Here is a 16,608-nt window from a genome sequence, read left to right as displayed (position 1 = left end):
ATGAATATCTTTCATCTTTACTCAGGAAGTTACAACTTTATGTTTTTCTCCATAATAGCCATTCGTTATATAGGAGGTAACGTCAGTGATAATAGGATATGTAGGAGATAGTAATAATGATTATTCTTTAAAATCACAAATAGAAAAATTAAAGAAATACGGATGTGATCAAATAATTCGTTCGAAAAAATCTACATCAACAGATGAATATATCCAATTAGTAAAGATTTTAGATGTATTAAAGCCTGGAGACCAATTTGTTGTATGTAAATTAAAGTACCTAGCCGATTCCATTAATCAATTAGTTGAGACGATGAACTATATCAGAGAAAGAAAAATCATATTTGTTAGTATTCAGGATCAGATTGATACACATATACAAACAGGAAAATTAATGCTTAAAACGCTAGAAATTCTCGGTGAATTTAACCGAAACATTACTCGTGAACGTAAAGTAGCAAGTTTAAAAACAGGGAGGCCTCGAGGAAGAAACGGAGGAAGACCTAGAGTCAATCAACAAAAACTTAATGAAGCTATTTCTTTATATTTTTCGCAAAAAATGACGGTTCTTGAAATTCAAGAAGCTACGGGAATTTCAAGAACCACTTTATATCGTTCATTAAAGAAGATTAAGAAATAATTTCATTTATTCTTAATCTTTTTTAATTCGAATCTAATTTCATTTGATAAATCGAAGAAAAGTCTTTAAGGAAGGACGGAAATAATGAAAACATTTATTGTAGCTGCCTTTGCTTACCTTTCAAAACTGGGATATATAGGTATAGCATCATCATTAATGATAGAAGTAATTCCTAGTGAAGTTGTATTATCCTACGCAGGATTTCTTGTCTCGCAAGGTAAAATCACCATAATAGGAGCAGTAATTGCTGGAACAATTGGAGGCTTAATCGCACAAATATTCTTATATCTATTAGGTTCCTATGGGGGTAGGCCTTTATTATTGAGGTACGGAAAGTTTCTTTTAATAAATCCAAAACACCTTGAAAAATCGGAAGTATGGTTTGACAATTATGGAGCAGGAGTGGTGTTTTTTGCTCGTTTTATTCCTGTTATTCGGCATGCAATCTCAATTCCTGCAGGAATTACAAAGATGCCTATCATTCGTTTTACAGGATACACTATTGCTGCTATCATCCCCTGGAGCTTTTTGTTCATTTATCTTGGGAAAACTTTAGGAAACAACTGGCATCAAATTAATCAAGTCTCTGGTTCTTATGTAAAAGTCGCTTTAGTATTTGCTGTTATAGCCATTGCTCTTTATTTTACCATTAAAACTGTTCGTCAAAATAAAGTGAAAATGTGAAAGCTTAAAATATAATCAACTAAAAGCTTATTTTCTGTAAGTATTTTTGTTGGTCCTTCAGGAGCTTTTCTGTTTTGCTTTTTCATTTTTATGTAAAGGAGATTTTTCTAGATGGAAAAGGTATTAATTATAGAAGATGGAGCAGGTTTAGTAGAATTTTTAGAATTAGAACTTAAACATCAAGGGTATTCCGTTGATATAGCATATGATGGGCGAACAGGATTAGAGAAAGCTACAAAACAGGATTATGATATTATCCTACTTGATTTAATGATGCCGGGGTTAAATGGAATAGAAGCATGTAGAAGGCTAAGGACGATGAAAGATACTCCGATCATCATGATTACTGCTAAAGATAGTGTTATGGATAGGGTGATGGGACTTGATAATGGTGCTGACGATTATATCCCTAAGCCATTTGCAATTGAAGAATTGTTTGCAAGAATGCGCGTCATTTTTAGGCGCCAAGAGAAGAAGATGCCAGATTAAAACCTAATGGTGACATTTAAAGGTATTAAACTTAATTTGGCATCATGGGCTGTTAGAAAAGACCAAATGCTCATTGGACTTACGAACAAAGAATTCGAACTTCTGGCCTTTTTCACCCGTAGTAACAACAAAGTTTTGACGTGGAATATGCTTTTAGAACAAGTAGAAGGATATAATTGAGATGTAGAAACGAACGTTGTGGACGTGTTACTTTTTTCTTTATATTTAAACATGATAATTAAACCTGTCTTCAAAATAAAAAAAGGAATCGCAAATTGCGATTCCTTTTTTTATTTATTTGCTCGGTTTAGGACACTAAGTGAATTATTGAGTGCTGATTTGCACTTATTGACATCGGGGTTTGATGAACGAACTGATGCTAGTACAATATCAATAGTTCCATCAATTTTAGTCCATGTAGAACCGTCTATTTTCCTAAGTTTAGCCTCTGACGCATCCCATTGATGTTCTAAATCATCTGCTCCTTTTTTCGCTGAAGTAAAGTTTTTTGAGTTCACATCCTTCAGCATACCTTTTTCAATTTTAGTAAAATCCGTTAATTGTCCAGATAAACTCGTTTGTGAAGAACTAGTTTTTGATGGTGATGTATTTGCACCGTTTAAAACATTAAGAGAATCGTTTAGCGCAGATTTAGATTTATTGACATCAGGATTTGACGAACGAACTGATGCTAATACAACATCAATAGTTCCATCAATTTTAGTCCATGTAGAACCATCTATTTTTCTAAGCTTAGCTTCTGAAGAGTCCCATTGATGTTCCAAATCGTCTGCTCCTTTTTTCGCCGAAGTAAAGTTTTTTGAGTTTACATCCTTTAGCATACCTTTTTCAATTTTAATAAAATCCGTTAATTGCCCAGATAAACTCGCTTGTGAAGCAGTGGATTGTGATGCTATATCATTACTGCGCCAAATATAACCACCTATACCAAGAACTAAGAAAATACATAGTACCACAATGGTTTGTATCAAAACATTTTTCTTCTTTCCATCTGGTTGGTTTATATCTGCTGTTTCCTTTTTTTGATTTATATCAATTTTTGTAACAGCAAGAAAAACGATTATAGCTAAAATAGCTACAAGAAAAATAACACTAGTAACAGTTGTTCCCAACCCTAACCCACCATTGACTTTTGTCTGAGATAAGTAATCTCCTAATGATGCTCCAAGTGGACGAGTAAGAATATACGCGATCCAAAACGATAAAATTCCATCAAGCTTCAATTTGTACGCCAAGAAGATACACCCTATGATAATAATGACTGTTACTCCTGTTTTAAGGTATCCAAAACCTAGTTGTTCAGAATATAGATCGCCTACTGCTGTTCCAAGTGCAAATGTGAAAAGAATGGTAAGCCAATAGAAAACCTCTCTTTTTCTTGTATAAATTGAGTGTATGGAGAGTGTTTTTTCACTAAGGTACCAAAAAAGAAAAGTTAGTCCAAGTAGAACGGAGAAGACAATTGTACTAACTTCAAGAGGGACTCCCATTGCGTCTGTCAAATTATCAGTTACCAGCGTTCCAAATACGCTTATAAGGACAACCGTTGCCCAATAAATGCCTGGTACATATTTAGTTGCTCTGAATTGGAGATACAATACAATAAAAAACGCTATTCCCATAATTACAGTAGTGAGAGTTAACCCTAATCCTAGGTTGAAATTTAGGAAATCGGCAAATGTTTCACCGACAGTTGTGCATAAAATTTTGATTATCCAGAAGAAAACTGTAACTTCCGGCACCTTGTTAAGTAAAATTTTCAATTTATTTTGGTTCTCTTGCATACACATTCCCTTTCTTTACAGTGGTTTCCCACAACTTTTTTTCTGCATCATTAAATAAGGAAAACGCTGCTTCTTCCATAGTATGGCCATAGATTTTAGAATTCAAAAAACAATTGTAATTTGTAGCAACTTACTTAACTATCAGTTTTCGATTAACACCTCATATCCAATATAATTTTTTTAAACTAAAATAATTATATTGAACTACTCTTAATTATTTATGAAAAACCAATTAACAATTCATTAGAATTGTTAATTGGTTTTTTAGCTTATACTACGACTGATATTTCATTTTACGAAAACATTCTAAAGGAGGTTGTTTTATGAAAAATCTAAGAGTAGTAGAAAACGGAATTCAAGCAAAAGAAATAATTGAACAATTTCTAAAAAAGAGTACATACTCTATAATCATCTACTCATCACCTACTGTGAGATTATTTAGTCTTACTTTGTGATTTTATGTAAGTTTAAAGGAAGTTTTGTAGAAAGTATTTCATTAATCAAAAAAGGATACCATAATATACCTAATGTTAGTTTTTATGGGGAGTTATTACAGTGAATAATGAATACAATCTTTTGTGTTTTAGAATCGATTGAGAGAAGAATGCAAGGACTGTGAAATGGAACTTCTTAAAAGTGAAATTTATAGGGACATTTTTAATTATGAGTCGATGCGATAAACACTAACTTTAAAGTAAATAGATAGGACAAATATATACTTATCTAATCGAATTTACTTATTTATTACATCAGTTTTACTTCATTTTCATTTTCTTGTAACTGGCGAGCTTTATAATGAATTAAAATAGTTTGACAATCATGCCAACGACCATTCTAAAATTAGGCGGTGGGATAATGAGTGAACAAATCTACTCTGATATACAACGTAAAAAAAACTCGATTATAGACTCTTTAATCCATTTAGGAATCTATAAAAAAGGAAACAAACAGCTTTATGAATTAACCTTACATGAGTTAGAAACGGAGTATCAAATAGTTAATCCGGCAATCCGAGATCTATCTTTTTAGATTTTTGCTAATTTCATTTATTAAAAGGAGGATTAATCTATGTTTTTGAAAAAGCTAATCAAAAATGGATCAGTTACGGTTAATTATTATGAAAATGGGTCACTACAAACATGTAAAGGTCGTGTTTACAATCTTAACCTTCATGAACAGACACTGTCTTTAAAAGATGAAAAACAAAATATTTTTTTTATTCGCTTATCCGGTATTGAAGATATTTATTGATTTTAATTTAGTAAAGAGTTTTCTCAGTTTCTTTTCAAATGGTCAATTTATACGTGTAAAAGGTTACTAGATAGGAAATCGTAAAGATAAAGAAATGAAATAAAAAAGGAGAAGGAATGATGGGAGAAAACAAACAAATATGGTCTGATTTTATTCAAAAGGACCGATTTGAACTGCATTCGTACCTTACTTATTTATTTAATCAATGTCATGTTGAGAGTCCAAGGCAGTTAGAGGATGAAAATATAGAAGAATAAATCTATTGATAAAGCAAATTGAAAGGATAAAAAATGAATATGAAAATAATGTAGGCGACCTCACGTTTCTAATCTAAATGAATAGGTCGTCTATTGCTGTTATAAACCTTTTTTGATATAGAGTAGATGCATCAATTATGTTTATAATCGTGTATAAGTAATTTTATGTAAAATTCAATTTTTCCCCGTATAAAGCTTAGAAGGAGGAAGAGCTTGTGAATACAGCTGTTAACGAGTTGTATGATTTTGGAATAGTTTTAAGGAGAAAGCTATTAAATAATAATCTTTATGCTTATTATTTAATTGATGCAATGAGAAGAGAAAATCATTTTGATTTTTTATATTATTTTTTGACAGCAACTGTAGATAGTCAAACGCCTATACCTGAACATGTCTCCAATGTTTTTTTGAAAATCCTTAGCGATAAAGAAAAATTGAGTGACCTTACTCCATTTATCATGGGTCTGGTTGAGAGGTAAATAGAAATAACGATATATATACGCTTCCTCAGATATCTAAATCCCTTTATTAAATGCAGTCATTGTTTTTATATTTTAGACATGAGTATTGGCTTTGGTGCAAAATAAGTCAGCTTGTTAATTAAATATGATTTTTACTCAGAATGGATTATATATTTTTGTTTATAGTTTAATAAAATTCGAGATATACACCCGAATTATATGAATTAAAAACCCAACTGGAATTCCTTTCAAGCTACCTGTAATAGATGGTATGCGAACTGGAAATGAAGAGGTTGTACAATATAACTATATAAGTAAACAAACTAAAGGAGGCTATCTATCTTGAAAGCAACAAGCATTAAGTTTTATGAATTCGGAGAACCTCAACAAGTTCTACAAATAGAAAATACAGAAGTGAAAGATCCAGGGGTTGGTGAAGTGCTAGTACGAATGAAGACTCGACCAATCAATCCATCTGATTTAATTCCTATTAAAGGGGCCTATTCAAACCGAATTTCTTTACCTGCCATTCCAGGGTACGAGGGAGTTGGTATCATAGAAGAAGTAGGTCCATCTGTTTCTAAATGGTTTCTTGGCAAACGAGTATTACCATTACGAGGTGAAGGTACATGGCAGGAGTTTGTAAAAACTCCTGCTGAATTAGCCATTATAGTTCCAGATTATCTAGAAGATTACATAGCAGCACAGCTTTATATCAACCCTATCACAGTATGGGTGATTTGTACGGAAGTATTAGCGTTAAAACCAGGAGATGACCTAATTGTAAATGCCTGCGGCTCTTCTATTGGTCGTATTTTTGCTCAATTATCCCATATTTTAGGGTTTCGTTTGATTGCAGTAACGCGAAATAATATCTACACAGAGGAATTAACTCAACTTGGTGCTTCATATGTAATTAATACAGAGATGACTTCAGTCTACAATACAGTTATGGAATTGACGAATGGTCGTGGAGCCAAAGCAGCAATTGACTCGATTGGTGAACCATCTGGTACAAGCTTAGCCTATTGTGTCAGTCCAATTATGCAAAAAATAAAATTATTGCTCTCATTTTCAAGCAATAATTTTATTTTTTATTTTTGTCTAATGACTTCAATGCGTTTCGATACTCATTATCATTCATTTCCTGTTTCTCTTTATTACTGCCTTTAGCTAAATTAGACACTGCTTGACGAAACATTCCATCTTTTTCTCCTATATGGTGACTTTCCCTTTGCTCATGAGTATGTGGTTCATGAGGAATTTCATTTCCCACTTCTACTTCAATTTTCTTTCCACTTTCATCAACAGCTACTTCTTTATATTTTTTAGTAAGATTAATGAATACAATAAGAATCGCTAATGTCAAAACAAAATAGATGGAGAGTGCCAATAAGGCTGGTCCAAGTCCTGCCTCCAATCTTCCGTCATAATAAAGTAATGCTCTTATTCCGTCCACAATATATCTTGTAGGTAGAATATAACTGAACAGTCGATGGACGGTAGGTAATGTTGATAGAGGAAATGCCCCACCACTAGAAAATATTCCCATAAAATTCACCGGGAACATTACTAACATTCCCCATCCACCTAAAAATACTGCTATCGTTTTAAATAACAAAAACATGGTCGTACAACTAAAGAAAGTAAACAGGAATATCGTCCAAATGTTTGAAGCATGTGCACTCCCAAAAATTCCAAATACCCCTAGTTGAATAAAAATTGAAACACAGAAAGTTAAAATGATACCAAAAATTATTTCTGATGTAAGGACTTCAGATTCACTTAATGCAGATCCCCTTTTCTTCAAAATGCCATTACTTCGCAAAAGATATCCATGTATCATATTTGCACCCAACATTCCAGTAATAGATGATATAAGGGCCATGACAAACGGTGTCATTCCTTTATTAAGATTAACCGGCAGCCTCAGTACATTTTTGGAAACAACCTGTACGGGGTTTTCTAATAATGAAGCATTCTCTGGTGCTACTCTCATTCCTTTTTGCAGTAATTCATTTTTTAGTTGACTACTAATTCCTTTAGAAGCAGTTAAAGCGACTGTCTGAAGGGTATTACTCGCAATCATGGATGCAGTTTGCCCAATCCCTTCGTTCAATAAAATTTCTAAATCAGCAGGTTTATCATTCGTAAGACCGGAAATAAGCGTATCATGGACTCGATCAAGACTTTTTGAATAGTCTGAAGGGATAATTAATGCGCCATATGCCTTGTTATTTCTTATATCAGTGAATGCTTGTTTCCTACTTTTATCAACTTCCCATTTAAAAGAGTTCCCATTTTGCTTTTCGATAAGATTTAATAATATGGCATCGCCAACTTTTCCCTTATCTTCATTTACAACAATTAGAGGAACATCAGACATGTTTTGTTTTGCACCTTTAAATATAGGCAGATATACAAATACCATGACTAACATTAATAATGATATTAACCAAATTGGAAACCACGAGGAGCTTAATTTAAACAATTGCTTCACGATTCAATTCCCCTAACAATGGATATTTTTGTCCATTTTATTATGTCCAATTTGGTATCGATTATTAGGTTATTAAAAAGACATCTTTCATAGTTACAGGAACGTTTCTTTTGTTGGGGAAAATTAATATTTTTTCAGTCTTTTATTTTCAAAAAGACTTTCTTAGTTGTCGCATTTGAAATATCGTAGAAGAACAGAGGAGAATACCAACCAGTTGTCCATATATGTGTGTGTTCGTTTACGCATGCATCAAGTAGTAGCTCAAACGATTCATTTGTCGATTCGCTACAACAAACAGGTGGAAGCTTCTCAAGACAAAAGAAAATGGGGAGGGCTTCGAACTTAAGCCAAGATATTTTCCCGTACTGTTTAACGATTTTACATACGCATGATAGTGGCATGCCGATTCGCTCCATTCCCCCTTTTCCTTTTGATATTTATCATTATTCACGCTGCATCTGCTTCCCATTATGTACTGCTTTAATCGTTGAGACATCTTCCTACCTCTTGTCCAATCTATAAAAAATATAAGCGACTGGGACCACCCCTAGCATATAAAAACCCAATACTTCTTACATAATCAGCTACCCCTTACCTACTCCGGTAAGGGTTCTTTAATATTTTTCAATTGGACAGGCAAGCTTACTGCAGTAGCTACATAGTATCTAAAGAATTACAACTTCGTTACCTAATCAGTAGCTGGTTCAGTATCGCTACCGCGTTAATACAAGCTGTATACGCATCGTGAAACCCTTCATGGAATCTGTAAGGGAGCTGAGCCGAAGAGGCGAAGGGGGCGACCGGATGCGGTGAGCTGAAAAAACAGGTACGTAAAAAGCAAAAAAATTAAAAAAGTGAAAGAAGGTACCAACATGAGAAAAAATCATTTTATTACTTTTCGAAACTTCTTCCATAAACCATCCTCCAAGCCCTCAACAAAACCTCGTCCCTTCAAGGCTTATTCCTTTGTCCCTTTTAGTCCACTAGCCCTGCTTGACCCCACTATTCTGACCCTAGGAGGCATTGTCTTAGGAATTGCCATCATCGAACGGATATTAGAACGATGGGGTGTGATCGATCTTGTGGATCAATTCGCAAAGGTCATGCGCTTTATATTACCTGTTACGTTTTATAGCGCCTTACTTTACTTTTTTGCAACATTTATGTTTTGAGGAGGAAAGTTGATGTTTGAAAAACTCAAATTACGTGGCCAATTAATAAAAGCGTTTCGTACAGCAGAAATTTATCGGGTTGTTAAGCGTGGGGATCGGACCTCGTATCAGTTTCCCAAGATCCATCAAATCGATCATCAGCACACCTACACTAGATATGCTTTTTCCTTACTAAATGGCATTGACCCTGAGCTTTTAAATAAAAAGAGATGGGCGTTACACCAAGTATTAGGCAGCAACATTGAGATAAACGGCAACCTAAAGAATTTTAGCATCACCGTTCATCACAAAAGCCTACCTAAGATGCTCAATTATAGTTATGAAGTCATTTATCCTCATATCGAGAAAATGGAGCTTCCGGTGTGTATTGGTCAAGATATCTATGGAAACCCCGTTTCATGGGATTTTGCGGATTTAGAAACCTTATTGATATCTGGCGAAATTGGAGCCGGAAAAAGCAGCTTAATGCGTGTGATTCTGACTACATGGGTGAAATATGCCTCTCCTGAAGACTTGCGCTTAGTTTTAGTGGATCTGAAACGAGCCGATTTAGGATTATTTTATGGGATTGAACATGTGGATGCGCTTTGCTTTGAAGCGAAAGACATGCGAAAACCTTTTGCCTTACTTCGAGCTGAAATGTATCGACGAGGAGATTTACTATTAGAGCATGGCGTGACACATATCAGCAGGCTTCCTTTTAAGCTCCCTCGTATCGTTGTGGTAATTGATGAAATGTCCATAGTAAAGAGAGAAACAGATCTCGTAGAGATGATTCAACAGTTCGCAAGCCAAGGCCGTGCGCTCGGTGTTCATACGATTATTGCCATGCAACGTCCAGATGCGGATTTATTAAACTCTGCGCTAAAAGCCAACTTACGTGTAAGGATATCTGGGAGGCAAGCAGATGCCACGAATGCAAAGGTGGCAGGAGTCATTGGAGCAGAAGAGATTGATGCAGCAGCTAGAGGACGTATGAAAATTAAAATTGATAATGTCAAAGAATTTCAGGCTTTTTTCTTAGATGAAGAAGCTTGTAAGGAACTACTCTCCCCTTATAAAACACGTGTAAAAGACCCTGAACCTCACCTAGAGGTCGTACCACAGTCTATCTTTGGATTATTAGAGAAGGAGGAACAGCGATGAGCTTTCGATTATCACAACGTGATAAAGACATCATTGGATTTATTAATCAGTTTCGAGCTGTAGATCGAGACTCATTAGTTGAACTATTCTTTAAACAGCTGAAATCGCCCGTAAATGCATGTAATAGTGTGATGGTACGTTTGTATCGTCTAGGGATTATTGAACGCACACAGCAGTATTCTCCGACCGTCTATTTGCCTGTGGATGCGAAGATTAAAAAGAACTCTCAAAAAATATTACATTTCCTTTCTATTTTGGATGTCTATAAGCAGATGTATTCATACAGTATACCTAAGAGTGTCATTGTGGAAGATAAGCCTACTGGACGAAAAGGTGGCATTGAACCGGATCTCTTTTGTATCTTTAAAGGATCTCCTTTTTGGATTGAAATTCAGAGAAATCATTATTCTGAGCAGAAAATGCAGGGCAAAATTAGCTTATATGAGGAGTTTTTCTTTTCAGATGAGTGGAAAACGTTGCAATGGCAGCCAGAGGATCGGGCAGCCATCTTCCCTTCCGTTATTTTGATTACGCCTGTTCGGTATGCTGTGTCTTCGGAATATATCCCCATTATACAGGTAGCAAGTATTGATGAATTGATGGAGAAATACAGAAGTTCAGCTAAACAGCAAAGAGGTGGAAGATCAAGAGTATCATCATCATCCTCAAATGGAATCAAAATTAACTTAACATAGGATACTAAGAAAATATGATTCCTAATAAAAAAGAAAGCTCCCCCATCGTTGCAGGACGGGGAGCTTTTGAGGGAATTCCTAAACTAATTTATAAAAAGTCAGAATAATTTTACAATAAATCGAGAAATAAATCAATATAAGATGACCTTGAGCATACATATAGAACGCTACTTGGGTATCGAGTAAACGCAGTCATATCAAGGATGTATAAAAAGCTGCATACTCAAGAAAAAAGGCCCAACTAAAAATCCTTATGCTAAAAGGTCTCTTTTTTAGTTGGGCTCTGGAAAGATGCCTTTTGTTAACTAAAGATGTATATCATATATAGTTTAAAACACAGAAAAACCCCTGATGCCTGTTCAGGAATTTTTCTGCTACATTTATTTAACCAAAGGATGGAAATCTTTCGACCTCTTGAGTAGTTTGCTCAAAGTAGCAACAATAATTCTTTGGATTTACTTTTTTCTACATTAAATCTTAAATATTTATATAAAAAGACGTATACTGCAGGAATTTAGAAGAAATTTGTTGAATGAATAGTCTTAATATTCAATATTTTCCCGTTGAACGATAGCGTCTAGTTAATCCCCATTAGGACAGATGGAGGAATCATGAGTGCTAAAAGAAGATAATAAGTTTGATCAGGAATGGATAAGTCTTATGAAAGAAGCATATCATATAGGTCTTTCAATCGTAGAAGTAAAGGAATTTATATATTCAAAGCAAAAAGAGCCTGTTTCTAAATGATACAGGCTCTTTTTGCTTCTGATAAGGTACATTATGATAACTGGAACTATTCTCTTAGGAATAATAAACGGTTATAAAAATGAATTAAATACTATTTATTTCACGATTATTTTACATTTAATGTTAAAATTACTCACTTTTAACTAAAATTTAATTTAGTAATTTTAGCATTTTATTACATTTCAAATATTTATTATATTTATGGTATAGGGGATTTAAGGTAACTAGCTATAACATTTGATCAAAAAATCGTTATTACATCTGGATTTTACACATGGGTATTAACACCGGTTCGCTTTTTCAACCATATTACCAAAATGTGAATAATAAAGGAGTGAAGGACTTGCAAGTGAAACGTTGCCTTTCCGCACTATGTTTTCTTTTTGTTATGATGGGATTTATAGCAGTACCTACGAACGGAGCGTATGCAGAAAAGGAGTATACAATTAAAACATTTGATTATGTAACTGTCGATGGAAAAGATGTAGATTCTTTAGTTAAGATGAATAGCATTTCCAACAAAGATATACAAGTAACCATGGTTCTACCTAAACAGAATAAAGAGGGCGATTGGTTGGCATATGGGTTTACAAGCAGGGAGGCTTTAAACGCATTTATTGAGAAGGATAAACAGAGACTTCAAAACAAAATCACTATGATGGGAAGTGGTGCTTGTTGTACGGATTTCTACGAGGCTAAAAATAAAGGAGGCCAGTACATTTATTGGAGAGACGGTTTTAAAAACTTGCCTTCCAGCTGGAATGACAGAATTTCGTCCTTAAGTACGGCATCGCCTTCTTCAAGCTATTCAACAACTCTTTGGGAGCATACTTCATCTCAAGGGTATGGCAAAGGGGTCTCTTTTAGGCACTCCGATTGGTATGGTAAAACTGCCAATATGGCCTCTGATTGGGATAATAAAGCTTCAGCAATTGAAATAAAATAAACAAGAAATTATCAGCAATCAAGTAAAGGGGTCTTAAAACCACTATTCTCTTATTCATTTAAAAGAAGTGAGAGAATAGTGGTTTTTTGTGGACTTTGTCTTAATCTGAGCAAAGGTTTCTTTTAGAATTTAGGGTTCTGACGAATGAAATGCTTTTCCCCATGATTTTAAGAATAGATCTTTGCAGCAGCAACATAATTACTAATCTTTTGAACTATTATTCTTTCGTTTCTTTCTTACTACGATAATGATGGCAATGATTAAAGCAATTACACTATATATCCAGGTAAACATAAAAGCAAGACCTAATCCGATATTAGCATCAATATAGTTGCTGTTTAAATCATCTATAGCTAGATAGAGAAGTGGCGCACCTCCAATAATAAGAAAAAGTAGCAACAGAATGTTTTTTTTGTTTTTCTATTTGTGAAGAAAATAAGCAGAAAGGGAAGCAAAAGAAATATCTCTGAAGCTATCGTCAAAGTCAACAGCTTGTTCATAATAAATTCGCTCCTTTTCGTAATTGTTTTTAGTCTTCGGATTCATTGTAGTACGTCCATAATATCTACCCTACGAAATTTTTATTTTATTCCTAAGTATGCCCCTTCAAACTTCAAAATCTTTAATTTTAACATCTGGTCTTAGCACTTTTTCTTCATCAAATTTTGTTAATGGTTCCCCATTTTTGACTTTGTTGACCCAATCATGGTTAGCAAGGGCTCCTTTACCTAAGGTAATTATATCGGCTTCTCCCTTTTCAATAATTTCTTTTGCTTTAACAGGATCCTCTAAATGCCCGTTTGCTATTACATAAACTTCCCCATACTTTTTTGCCAGAGCCGCAAGCGACAAATCGCCGTTGTCCAAACCTGAATTGGTTCCAATTGTTTCTTCATCTTTTGGAAATGCAGGTTGCCATGCTTCATACTCCGTAATATGAATAAAATCAAGATCCGCATGCCCTAACTGACCAAAGATGATTTCCGCATCTTTTTCTTTTCCTGCCCACTTGTGATTATAATCATTTACCTTTCCTTGTGAAATCCGAATACCAATGGTAAAATGCCCTCCAACAGCCTCACGAACTGCCCTAGAAACTTCAACCAATAACCGGACTCTATTTTCAGTAGAACCACCATATTCATCTGTACGTTTATTAGTATAGTCAGTAAGAAACTGGTCAAGTAGGTAACCATTGGCCCCATGAATTTCAACTCCATCAAATCCAGCAGCTTTTGCATGTTTAGCTGCATTAACAAACCCGTTTATTACTTCTGTGATGTCTTCTTTCGTTGCTTCCCTTGGAGTCTGGTACAGGCCTTTCCCTTCATAAAATTCCATTTGTTTTCCTTTTGGTTGCACAGCCGATGGTCCAATTGTTTCTTGAATAAAACGATTCCCTTGTGAAAGAGCTCCTGCATGCATTATTTGTGCAAATATTTTAGCACCTACTTGATGAACAGAATCGACGACCTTCTTCCATGCTTGTGTTTGTTCTTCATTGATAAGACCTGGATTATTAAAATATCCTTGACTATGCTTATCATCAGTATAAATTGCTTCCGTAATAATAAGTCCAAATCCTCCACGGGCAAATGATGTGTAGTATGATACCATCTGATTGGTTGCCAACCCTTCAAAAGTTGCGCTTACGCGTGCCATTGGGGCAACCCCTATTCGGTTATTTAATGTTATATTGCCTAATGTAACATTTTTAAATAATAGTTTTGGATCGGTCATTGTTAAAGCTCCTTTCTTCTAAAAAAAGCTACCCTTTTCCTTTTGGTTAGCTAGTTTTAAAGCCTGAAATAATTCCTATAATATATCCCATTTTCAATCTCATATCTAAGTCTGGTTTATCTTTTGTAAAGCTCATCAGACAAATAGTTAAATTCCTCTTCTGTGATATCCTCGTTTATTAAATCTTCAAATAATTCATCTAGATGTTGACTTACTTCTTGAAGTTCTCGTTCTTTCAAGGGAATTCACCTTTCAAATGTTGTTTTATTCTCTTTCTTTTTACTGCCTCTCATTTTGCTACTATCATATAGATGTAAAGTCTTTGGGAATCTTCTTTAAATATCTATTTAGCCAATCTAGTTCCTCTTCCATGGTACCTTCAATCCCTTATTTATATCCCAACCCATTTCCTTTTCTATTTACTTTATCTAATTCCACTGTAGGTATCTGGATATTAGTGTTTACTATCGGTTACTAATAAAATAAATCGTGTTTACCTCCGACGGTTTATTACTAAGTTTTTGTTTCTAAATATCTTTTCTTCTTTCTATTTTCCAAAATATTCTTTAATTCGTCTATACGACCTTCATACTGTATTTTTGTTCCTATAATTCCTTCTTTTTTCACCTTTTGTGCATGCTCAGATAAAACAATTTAGTTAATCAGTTAGTTAGATATTTAATGGACTCATTACAAAAATATTTGAGGTTCAAAGACAAGAGTTCTTTTTTAAGCTTGGTTATAGAAAGATATATATTAGAAAAGAGGTGACCTATTAAGCTTTGGCGAATTAAGGAAAGGAAACAAATAGAGAAGGAGGACTTAATAGTGAAAGAATTAGTCATTAATGATGTTGTATTTGATGTAAAATATCTTACTACGTCTACAGTAAACAAAGAAGAAGTGGGACTTGAAAAAAGAATTATTAATAATAATGGAAAAATGACTAAGGGGAGAGATCAAATTAAGTTTTCATTTTCTGTCTTAGGTAAACAAGATTATCAATTATACGATTCCTTTTTTGAGAATACTCATTATACTGTGATAATGCCTGAAACAAGTGAAAGATTTATAGCTCATAGTGTTTCGCATAGTACATTTTATCAAGGAGCTGAAGTAGCAGATGACACAGAAGTGGTATTTAAAGTTACACTTACCAAATAAAGAAATCGTCTGTGTTTAAACTCACGCTGTAACTTTTTTAAAGGATTTGCTTAAGAATATAATCGAGTTTGATTGAGTTCTATTTATAAGAAACACCTGTATGCCTATAATGTTTTGTTAAGGGGAGATCTTAGTGAATACGTGTAGTGGTTTTGCAATAATTTGCTTAAATGATAAAGATGAATTATTAATGGTCTCCCAAGAGAAACCCAACATGCCAAAGCGTTGGTCTGTTCCTTCTGGTGCTATCGAAGGACATGAAAGACTCGAAGATTGTTGTGTTCGAGAAGTATGGAATCAAACGGGTTATCAAATAGAGATAGTAAAAAAAATGCACGAGACTAGGTCTACTACCTATAATGTTGATGTTCACATGACCTATTTCGAAGTTAAAATATTAGCTGGAGAAAAGAAACTCCAGATCGTAGACTCATATTTCTGGCAACCTATATCTAAAATTAATCATTTGAACCTGTTGTTTGAAGATGAGCGTGAAGTTGTCCTAAATTATATAAAAAAGAAAAAACAATTCACTTAATCTTGCTCAAGGATATTATTTTACCTCTATACAGGTGCATGGAGTCCCGTTGTCTTTTAAAAAAACTATAAAAATATTTAGAGGGGGAAGTTAAATATTTGATTAATCCAACCTTTAATTTAATAAAAATTGTCATGCATACTACTATGAGGAATAACTTAGTCCTTATGAATCATTACCTCAATTCGAGGGACATTTTGTTATCTAGATCTAAGAGACCCTAAAATATATTATCTATCTCCTCCAAGACAATTTATCTGGTTAACAAAAAAAGCTACTGGCCTTGGCAGCAGCTTTTTTTGTTCTCGTAAGGAAACTGGAGAATTAGCATTATGATACCTCACAGCGTCTTGAGTAGTTTGCTCAAGATATA

At 34.2% G+C, this 16,608-nt stretch carries 19 protein-coding genes and 1 pseudogene; 15 read left to right on the top strand and 5 right to left on the bottom strand.

From position 1 onward, the window contains the following. The first annotated feature begins 85 nt into the window (after positions 1-85). The 3 genes and pseudogenes from JNUCC25_RS27260 to JNUCC25_RS27250 form a co-directional block, all read left to right on the top strand. On the top strand, positions 86-640 hold the full coding sequence (locus JNUCC25_RS27260) for a recombinase family protein (protein ID WP_454223310.1): 555 nt from the start codon (positions 86-88) through the stop codon (positions 638-640). Between the two features lie 81 nt (positions 641-721). After that, a complete protein-coding gene (locus tag JNUCC25_RS27255; RefSeq protein ID WP_435369171.1) occupies positions 722-1,324 on the top strand; it encodes a VTT domain-containing protein in 603 nt (200 codons plus the stop codon). Positions 1,325-1,435: 111 nt separating this feature from the next. Continuing rightward, positions 1,436-1,990, top strand: a pseudogene (locus tag JNUCC25_RS27250) (response regulator transcription factor); the annotation flags it as partial. Positions 1,991-2,103: 113 nt separating this feature from the next. Here the strand turns inward: JNUCC25_RS27250 and JNUCC25_RS27245 are convergent. Beyond that, complete coding sequence (locus tag JNUCC25_RS27245; RefSeq protein WP_454223309.1) at positions 2,104-3,618, bottom strand: hypothetical protein; 1,515 nt, start codon at positions 3,616-3,618, stop codon at positions 2,104-2,106. Positions 3,619-4,473: 855 nt separating this feature from the next. Between JNUCC25_RS27245 and JNUCC25_RS27240 the strand changes: the two genes are divergently transcribed. From JNUCC25_RS27240 to JNUCC25_RS27220, 5 genes are all read left to right on the top strand, one after another. Then, a complete protein-coding gene (locus JNUCC25_RS27240) occupies positions 4,474-4,647 on the top strand; it encodes a Fur-regulated basic protein FbpA (protein ID WP_080967619.1) in 174 nt (57 codons plus the stop codon). A 39-nt stretch (positions 4,648-4,686) separates the two neighbouring features. Further along, on the top strand, positions 4,687-4,869 hold the full coding sequence (locus tag JNUCC25_RS27235) for a YolD-like family protein (RefSeq protein WP_074897649.1): 183 nt from the start codon (positions 4,687-4,689) through the stop codon (positions 4,867-4,869). Positions 4,870-4,988: 119 nt separating this feature from the next. Continuing rightward, on the top strand, positions 4,989-5,126 hold the full coding sequence (locus tag JNUCC25_RS27230; RefSeq protein WP_190238277.1) for a hypothetical protein: 138 nt from the start codon (positions 4,989-4,991) through the stop codon (positions 5,124-5,126). 215 nt (positions 5,127-5,341) lie between these two features. Then, positions 5,342-5,605 (top strand): hypothetical protein, encoded by a 264-nt coding sequence (locus tag JNUCC25_RS27225; protein ID WP_116327428.1) that lies wholly within the window; start codon positions 5,342-5,344, stop codon positions 5,603-5,605. Positions 5,606-5,929: 324 nt separating this feature from the next. Further along, positions 5,930-6,760 (top strand): zinc-dependent alcohol dehydrogenase family protein, encoded by an 831-nt coding sequence (locus JNUCC25_RS27220; protein ID WP_289921113.1) that lies wholly within the window; start codon positions 5,930-5,932, stop codon positions 6,758-6,760. Here the strand turns inward: JNUCC25_RS27220 and JNUCC25_RS27215 are convergent. Then, positions 6,675-8,087 carry an ABC transporter permease gene (locus JNUCC25_RS27215; protein WP_116327427.1) on the bottom strand — a complete coding sequence of 471 codons (1,413 nt, stop codon included), beginning with the start codon at positions 8,085-8,087 and terminating at the stop codon, positions 6,675-6,677. The genes JNUCC25_RS27220 and JNUCC25_RS27215 overlap by 86 nt on opposite strands. 238 nt (positions 8,088-8,325) lie before the next feature. Further along, complete coding sequence (locus JNUCC25_RS27210) at positions 8,326-8,583, bottom strand: hypothetical protein (RefSeq protein WP_454223308.1); 258 nt, start codon at positions 8,581-8,583, stop codon at positions 8,326-8,328. Between the two features lie 376 nt (positions 8,584-8,959). Between JNUCC25_RS27210 and JNUCC25_RS27205 the strand changes: the two genes are divergently transcribed. The 5 genes from JNUCC25_RS27205 to JNUCC25_RS27185 all read left to right on the top strand — a co-directional run bounded on the left by JNUCC25_RS27205 (position 8,960) and on the right by JNUCC25_RS27185 (position 12,793). Beyond that, positions 8,960-9,259, top strand: coding sequence for a hypothetical protein (locus JNUCC25_RS27205; RefSeq protein ID WP_116327426.1), 300 nt, complete (start codon positions 8,960-8,962; stop codon positions 9,257-9,259). A 12-nt stretch (positions 9,260-9,271) separates the two neighbouring features. Then, a complete protein-coding gene (locus tag JNUCC25_RS27200; protein WP_454223307.1) occupies positions 9,272-10,405 on the top strand; it encodes an FtsK/SpoIIIE domain-containing protein in 1,134 nt (377 codons plus the stop codon). Then, the gene (locus JNUCC25_RS27195; protein ID WP_454223306.1) at positions 10,402-11,100 is read left to right on the top strand and encodes a hypothetical protein; all 699 of its coding nucleotides are present in this window, start codon (positions 10,402-10,404) and stop codon (positions 11,098-11,100) included. Before JNUCC25_RS27200 ends, JNUCC25_RS27195 begins: the two co-directional genes overlap by 4 nt. A 615-nt stretch (positions 11,101-11,715) precedes the next feature. After that, on the top strand, positions 11,716-11,847 hold the full coding sequence (sinI, locus tag JNUCC25_RS27190; RefSeq protein ID WP_116299452.1) for a DNA-binding anti-repressor SinI: 132 nt from the start codon (positions 11,716-11,718) through the stop codon (positions 11,845-11,847). A gap of 388 nt (positions 11,848-12,235) precedes the next feature. Then, positions 12,236-12,793 (top strand): hypothetical protein, encoded by a 558-nt coding sequence (locus JNUCC25_RS27185; protein ID WP_454223388.1) that lies wholly within the window; start codon positions 12,236-12,238, stop codon positions 12,791-12,793. Between the two features lie 606 nt (positions 12,794-13,399). On the opposite strand, the gene JNUCC25_RS27180 is transcribed toward JNUCC25_RS27185, so the two are convergent. Beyond that, positions 13,400-14,533: an NADH:flavin oxidoreductase gene (locus JNUCC25_RS27180; RefSeq protein ID WP_116299454.1), complete on the bottom strand. Its 1,134-nt coding sequence runs from the start codon at positions 14,531-14,533 to the stop codon at positions 13,400-13,402. Positions 14,534-14,649: 116 nt separating this feature from the next. Continuing rightward, the gene (locus tag JNUCC25_RS27175) at positions 14,650-14,772 is read right to left on the bottom strand and encodes a hypothetical protein (protein ID WP_328243107.1); all 123 of its coding nucleotides are present in this window, start codon (positions 14,770-14,772) and stop codon (positions 14,650-14,652) included. 589 nt (positions 14,773-15,361) lie between these two features. Between JNUCC25_RS27175 and JNUCC25_RS27170 the strand changes: the two genes are divergently transcribed. Next, positions 15,362-15,697 (top strand): hypothetical protein, encoded by a 336-nt coding sequence (locus tag JNUCC25_RS27170; protein ID WP_328243106.1) that lies wholly within the window; start codon positions 15,362-15,364, stop codon positions 15,695-15,697. 133 nt (positions 15,698-15,830) lie between these two features. Then, positions 15,831-16,235: an NUDIX hydrolase gene (locus JNUCC25_RS27165; protein WP_225519578.1), complete on the top strand. Its 405-nt coding sequence runs from the start codon at positions 15,831-15,833 to the stop codon at positions 16,233-16,235. Positions 16,236-16,608: the final 373 nt, after the last annotated feature.

The organism is Priestia sp. JNUCC 25 (assembly GCF_053667915.1).
Note: the sequence above shows the minus strand (reverse complement) of the source record. Positions and strands in the feature narration are given on the sequence as shown.

Excerpts from the sequence above, each read along its gene's own strand:
- JNUCC25_RS27180 (WP_116299454.1), bottom strand. The coding sequence starts at position 14,533 with ATGACCGATCCAAAACTATTATTTAAAAATGTTACATTAGGCAATATA.
- JNUCC25_RS27200 (WP_454223307.1), top strand. The coding sequence starts at position 9,272 with ATGTTTGAAAAACTCAAATTACGTGGCCAATTAATAAAAGCGTTTCGT.
- JNUCC25_RS27230 (WP_190238277.1), top strand. The coding sequence starts at position 4,989 with ATGGGAGAAAACAAACAAATATGGTCTGATTTTATTCAAAAGGACCGA.
- JNUCC25_RS27185 (WP_454223388.1), top strand. The coding sequence starts at position 12,236 with ATGATGGGATTTATAGCAGTACCTACGAACGGAGCGTATGCAGAAAAG.
- JNUCC25_RS27240 (WP_080967619.1), top strand. The coding sequence starts at position 4,474 with ATGAGTGAACAAATCTACTCTGATATACAACGTAAAAAAAACTCGATT.
- JNUCC25_RS27245 (WP_454223309.1), bottom strand. The coding sequence starts at position 3,618 with ATGCAAGAGAACCAAAATAAATTGAAAATTTTACTTAACAAGGTGCCG.
- JNUCC25_RS27205 (WP_116327426.1), top strand. The coding sequence starts at position 8,960 with ATGAGAAAAAATCATTTTATTACTTTTCGAAACTTCTTCCATAAACCA.
- JNUCC25_RS27195 (WP_454223306.1), top strand. The coding sequence starts at position 10,402 with ATGAGCTTTCGATTATCACAACGTGATAAAGACATCATTGGATTTATT.
- JNUCC25_RS27235 (WP_074897649.1), top strand. The coding sequence starts at position 4,687 with ATGTTTTTGAAAAAGCTAATCAAAAATGGATCAGTTACGGTTAATTAT.
- JNUCC25_RS27210 (WP_454223308.1), bottom strand. The coding sequence starts at position 8,583 with ATGTCTCAACGATTAAAGCAGTACATAATGGGAAGCAGATGCAGCGTG.